Annotated in this window: 5 protein-coding genes; 3 read left to right on the plus strand and 2 right to left on the minus strand. The window is 67.5% G+C overall.

The annotated features are described in order from the left end of the window. On the minus strand, positions 1-1334 hold a 1334-nt coding region (locus AC3XYG_RS04680; RefSeq protein WP_489138650.1), incomplete at its 3' end, for a lytic transglycosylase domain-containing protein. Positions 1335-1424: 90 nt separating this feature from the next. Between AC3XYG_RS04680 and dapA the strand changes: the two genes are divergently transcribed. Then, the gene (gene dapA, locus AC3XYG_RS04685) at positions 1425-2300 is read left to right on the plus strand and encodes a 4-hydroxy-tetrahydrodipicolinate synthase (RefSeq protein WP_489138651.1); all 876 of its coding nucleotides are present in this window, start codon (positions 1425-1427) and stop codon (positions 2298-2300) included. A gap of 19 nt (positions 2301-2319) precedes the next feature. Then, positions 2320-2790, plus strand: coding sequence for an SsrA-binding protein SmpB (gene smpB, locus AC3XYG_RS04690; RefSeq protein WP_489138652.1), 471 nt, complete (start codon positions 2320-2322; stop codon positions 2788-2790). A 107-nt stretch (positions 2791-2897) separates the two neighbouring features. Here the strand turns inward: smpB and AC3XYG_RS04695 are convergent, their stop codons facing one another. Next, a complete protein-coding gene (locus AC3XYG_RS04695; protein ID WP_489138653.1) occupies positions 2898-3524 on the minus strand; it encodes a LabA-like NYN domain-containing protein in 627 nt (208 codons plus the stop codon). 217 nt (positions 3525-3741) lie between these two features. On the opposite strand from AC3XYG_RS04695, the gene rpoZ reads away from it, so the two are divergent. Beyond that, a complete protein-coding gene (gene rpoZ / locus AC3XYG_RS04700) occupies positions 3742-4188 on the plus strand; it encodes a DNA-directed RNA polymerase subunit omega (protein WP_489138654.1) in 447 nt (148 codons plus the stop codon). Positions 4189-4406: the final 218 nt, after the last annotated feature.

The following is a 4406-nucleotide window of genomic DNA, read 5'->3' on the forward strand; positions in this document are numbered from 1 at the left end:
AGCGTGGCCAGCAGCCGGTTCTTCTCCGGCGTGTCGGCGTCGATCATCAGTTTGCGCAGGAACCGATCGGCGCGGTCGCGCTGGCCGACGGCGTCGAGCAACCGGGCGGCGCGGACCAGGTCGTTGCTCTCAAAGGTCGCCATCGCCTGCGAATTCGGCGCCGACGCCATCGGCAGCGCGGCGATGCTGGGCTGGCCGAGCTGGTCGGCGGCGAGCTGGCCGTAGAAGGTCAGCGGCTGCTTCGCCGCCAGCCGGTACCAATCCCCGGCCTTCTGCTTGTCCCCGGCGGCGGCATGGGCCCGGCCGGCCCAATAGGCGCCGCGGGCCAAGCTGATCGGCATGCTGACATCGGCATACAGCTTCTCGAAATGGCCGACGGCGTCGTCCGGCTTGTCGAGGAAGCGCAGGGCCAGCCAGCCGGCGAGGAAATCCTTCTCGGCCCGGGCGACCGGGTCGCTCTGCTCGCGTGCCGTGACCAGCTTGTAGGCCTGGGCATAGGACTGCTCGTCGAACAGGCGGCGGGCGATGATGTGCCGCTCCAGCCACCAGTCCTGGGCATGGGCGGTGGTGCCCGGCTCGCTGCCCAGCATCTCGATCGCGCCGGCCTCGTCGTCGTTGCGGCGGCGCCAGCGGGCGCGCTCGTACAGGATGCCCTCATCCTGCAGCCGCTTCGGCGACAGGGCGCGGACCGCGGCGGAGGCATCCGGCGTGCGCGCCATCAGCTTCAGCCTTGCATCGGCCAGCAGCCGCCGGTCGCCGGAGAGGCGGGGCAGCATGCGGCGGGCTTCGTCCGTCCGCTCGGCCCAGATCAGCGTGTCCGCCCGCGCCCAGTGGTCGTCCGGCTCCAGCAGCGCGCCGAAGCGGTTCAGGAACTGAGTTTCCTGTTCCGCGCTCAGCGACAGCGTACGCCAGGTGTCGCGCACCCAGATCCGGGCGCGGATCGGGTCGACCGTCTTCAGCGCCGTGCCGAAATGCAGGGTGCCTTCGGGCGTCAGCGGCGCGAAGGCGTCGAACCAGGCCATGACGGCGTCGGGCGGCAGCCCGTCCGGCATCGCCCGCTCGGCCCGCCGGCGCAGGGCCTGGACATTGGGCCAGTCCGGGTTGCGGACGATGAAGGCTGCCAGGTCCTCGAAGCCGGCGGCGCTGTCGGACCGCGACAGGTCGGCCCAGGTCGCGAGACGACCGACCAGGGTGGTGCCCATCTGGCCCTCGATGGTCTGCACCACGTCCCAGCCATTGCGGTCGACGGCGGAGAACAGGGCCTGCGCCGCCTTGATCTCGGCCGGGCTGGAGGGCTGGGCGAAGGCCGGCGACGCCACGATGAGGGCCAGCATAGCGAGGGCTATCAGCGCCCTCTGCTTGCCGCCCCGCACTGCAGCCGCTATGAACGAGCGTTTCCCACCCCAACGCCAGTGGTAGCCCCCATGTTCAAGGGATCGATTGTCGCCCTGATTACGCCCTTCACCGACCATGGGGTGGATGAGAAAGCGTTCCAGAAATTCGTCGAATGGCAGATCGGCGAGGGCACCCAGGGCGTCGTGCCGTGCGGCACCACCGGGGAGTCCCCGACGCTGAGCCACCCGGAGCACGAGCGGGTGATCGAGCTGTGCATCGAGGTCGCCCGCGGCCGCGTCCCGGTCATCGCCGGCACCGGCTCGAACTCGACCGAGGAAGCGATCTCCCTGACCCGGCATGCGAAGAAGGCCGGCGCCGATGCCGCGCTGGTCGTCACGCCTTACTACAACAAGCCGACGCAGGAAGGTCTTTACCAGCATTTCAAGGCCATTCATGACGCGGTCGACCTGCCGATCGTGATCTACAACATTCCCGGCCGCAGCGTGGTCGACATGTCGATCGACACCATGGCCCGCCTGGCCGAACTGCCGGGCATCGTCGGGGTCAAGGATGCGACCGCCGACCTGGTCCGCCCGCTCGCCACCCGGCTGCGGATCGGACCGGAGTTCTGCCAGCTTTCGGGCGAGGATGCCACTGCCACGGCGTTCCTGGCGCAGGGCGGCCATGGCTGCATCTCGGTCACCGCCAACATCGCGCCGCGGCTGTGCGCCGAGATGCACAACGCCTGGGCCGAGGGCGACCTGAAGCGCATGGAAGCGGCGCGCGACCGGCTGATGCCGCTGCACCGCGCGCTGTTCCTGGAGACCAGCCCGGGCCCGGTGAAGTACGGCGCCAAGCTGCTTGGCCTCGCGGATGACCGCGTCCGGCTGCCGCTGGTGCCGCCGGGCGAGGCGACCCGCGCCGAAGTGCGTTCGGCGATGGCCTTTGCCGGCCTGACCAACTAAACAAGGACATCTAGAGGATATGGCCCAGCCGCGGACCCCGGGCCGCATCGTCGCCCAGAACCGGCGCGCGCGGCACGACTACTTCATCGACGAGAATGTCGAGGCCGGCATCATGCTGGTCGGCACCGAGGTGAAGGCGCTGCGCGACGGGCGCGGCAACCTGCAGGACGCCTATGCCGGCGAAATGGAGGGCGAGATCTACCTGTTCAACGCCCATATCCCGGAATATGGGCCGGCGAGCCGCTTCAACCACGAGCTGAAACGGCCGCGCAAGCTGCTGGTGCACAAGCGCGAGCGCGACAAGCTGCTGAGCAAGGTCAAGCGGGACGGCATGACGCTGATCCCGCTGTCGATCTATTTCAATGATCGAGGAATGGCGAAGGTCGATCTCGGGCTGGCGCGCGGCAAGAAGGCGCATGACAAGCGCGAGACGATCAAGCAGCGCGACTGGCAGCGCGAAAAGGCGCGGGTCATGCGCGATCGGGGCTGACGCCACCGGGGTTGGCTGACACCACCGGGGTTGATCGGCCGCCCCCTGCCGAGCGGCCGATCATCCGGGTCGTGAAGCCAGCCCGTACCCTGGGCCGGCCTGTCCGATCAGGCCGTGCGGGCGTAGGTCCCGGTCTGCGGCGTCACATCGTCCTCGGCGCCGTCCTCGGCATCCGGGGTCGGCGCCGCCACGGTGCGGTTCGGGGCGTTCATGCGCTGGATGTGCGGTGCCAGCTCCATCAGCTCGACGAAATTGTCGGCCTGACGGCGCAGCTCGTCCGACACCATCGGCGGGCTCGACTTGATGGTCGAGACCACGGTGACGCGCACGCCCTTGCGCTGGATCGCCTCGACCAGGCGCTTGAAGTCGCCATCGCCCGAGAACAGCAGGATGTGGTCGGCGCGGTCCGCCATCTCCAGCGCGTCGATCGCCAGGTCGATGTCGACATTGCCCTTCACGCGGCGCCGGCCCTGGCTGTCGGTGTATTCCCGCAGCGGCTTGGTGACCATGCTGTAGCCGTTGTAGTCCAGCCAGTCGATCAGCGGGCGGATAGGGGAATATTCCTGATCCTCGATCAACGTGGTGTAGTAGAAGGCGCGAATCAGGCGACCCTTCTTGGCGAAGAGGTCGAGCAGCCGGCGATAATCAATGTCGAAGCCCAGGGACCGGGCGGCGCCATAGAGGTTGGCGCCATCGATGAATATGGCGAGACGTTCTTCCTTATAGAATATCATGTTCATTCCTTCGGGGCAGGGGACTGACGGACAGATTTGCGTTCGCTACCGAGTTTGCAAGGCGGGGTCAACGGTTTGCGACAAAGCTTGCACATCCGCCGCATCTGCGCTACGTCGTCCGCCCCTCGGTATAACAAAGATGTAGCCATTGCGTTGCATCCATCGTGTCACGATTCTATCGTCGTGACAGTTTTTTGGCGTTAGGAGCGGCTAGCCCATGGCACGCGTCACCGTCGAGGATTGCGTCCTCAAGATCCCGAACCGGTTCGATCTGGTGCTGATGGCGGCCCAGCGGGCCCGTGACATCACCTCCGGCGCCGCCCTGACCCTCGATCGCGACGACGACAAGAACCCGGTCGTGGCGTTGCGCGAGATCGCCGACGAGACGGTGCCGCTGGAGAGCTTGAGCGAGGCCCTGGTCAAGGGCCACCAGAAGCTGGCGGAGATCGACGAGGCCGATGAGGAGATCATCGAGCTGATGGCCGGTGAGGAGGAGTGGCTCCAGGCTGGTGTCGCCCCGCAGCAGCCGGCGGCGGGCGTGGGCTCCGACGAGGAGTCGACCTTCGGCATCGAGGTCGCGGACGACGAGGCCGATGACGCCGACGAAACCGACGAGGACGGCCGCGGCGACCTGGAAATCGGCTCCGCCGAAGACGACATCTGATAAAGCGGAACGGCCCGGCATGGTGTCAGACCGCCTGTCGGGAGATCGTCGGATGCGGCATGACGGATCGGACCGGACGCCTGCGACGCAGGCGCCGGTCGAATTTGATCCACAACGCAGGGGATTGTGGTTCACCTTAGCCGGACGGGGGCATTCCGCCCGCCCGGGAGTGTCGTCCATGGATCGGTGGCGGGGCGCGGCATGATCCGCCAATACGA

This window comes from Inquilinus sp. (genome assembly GCF_057815775.1).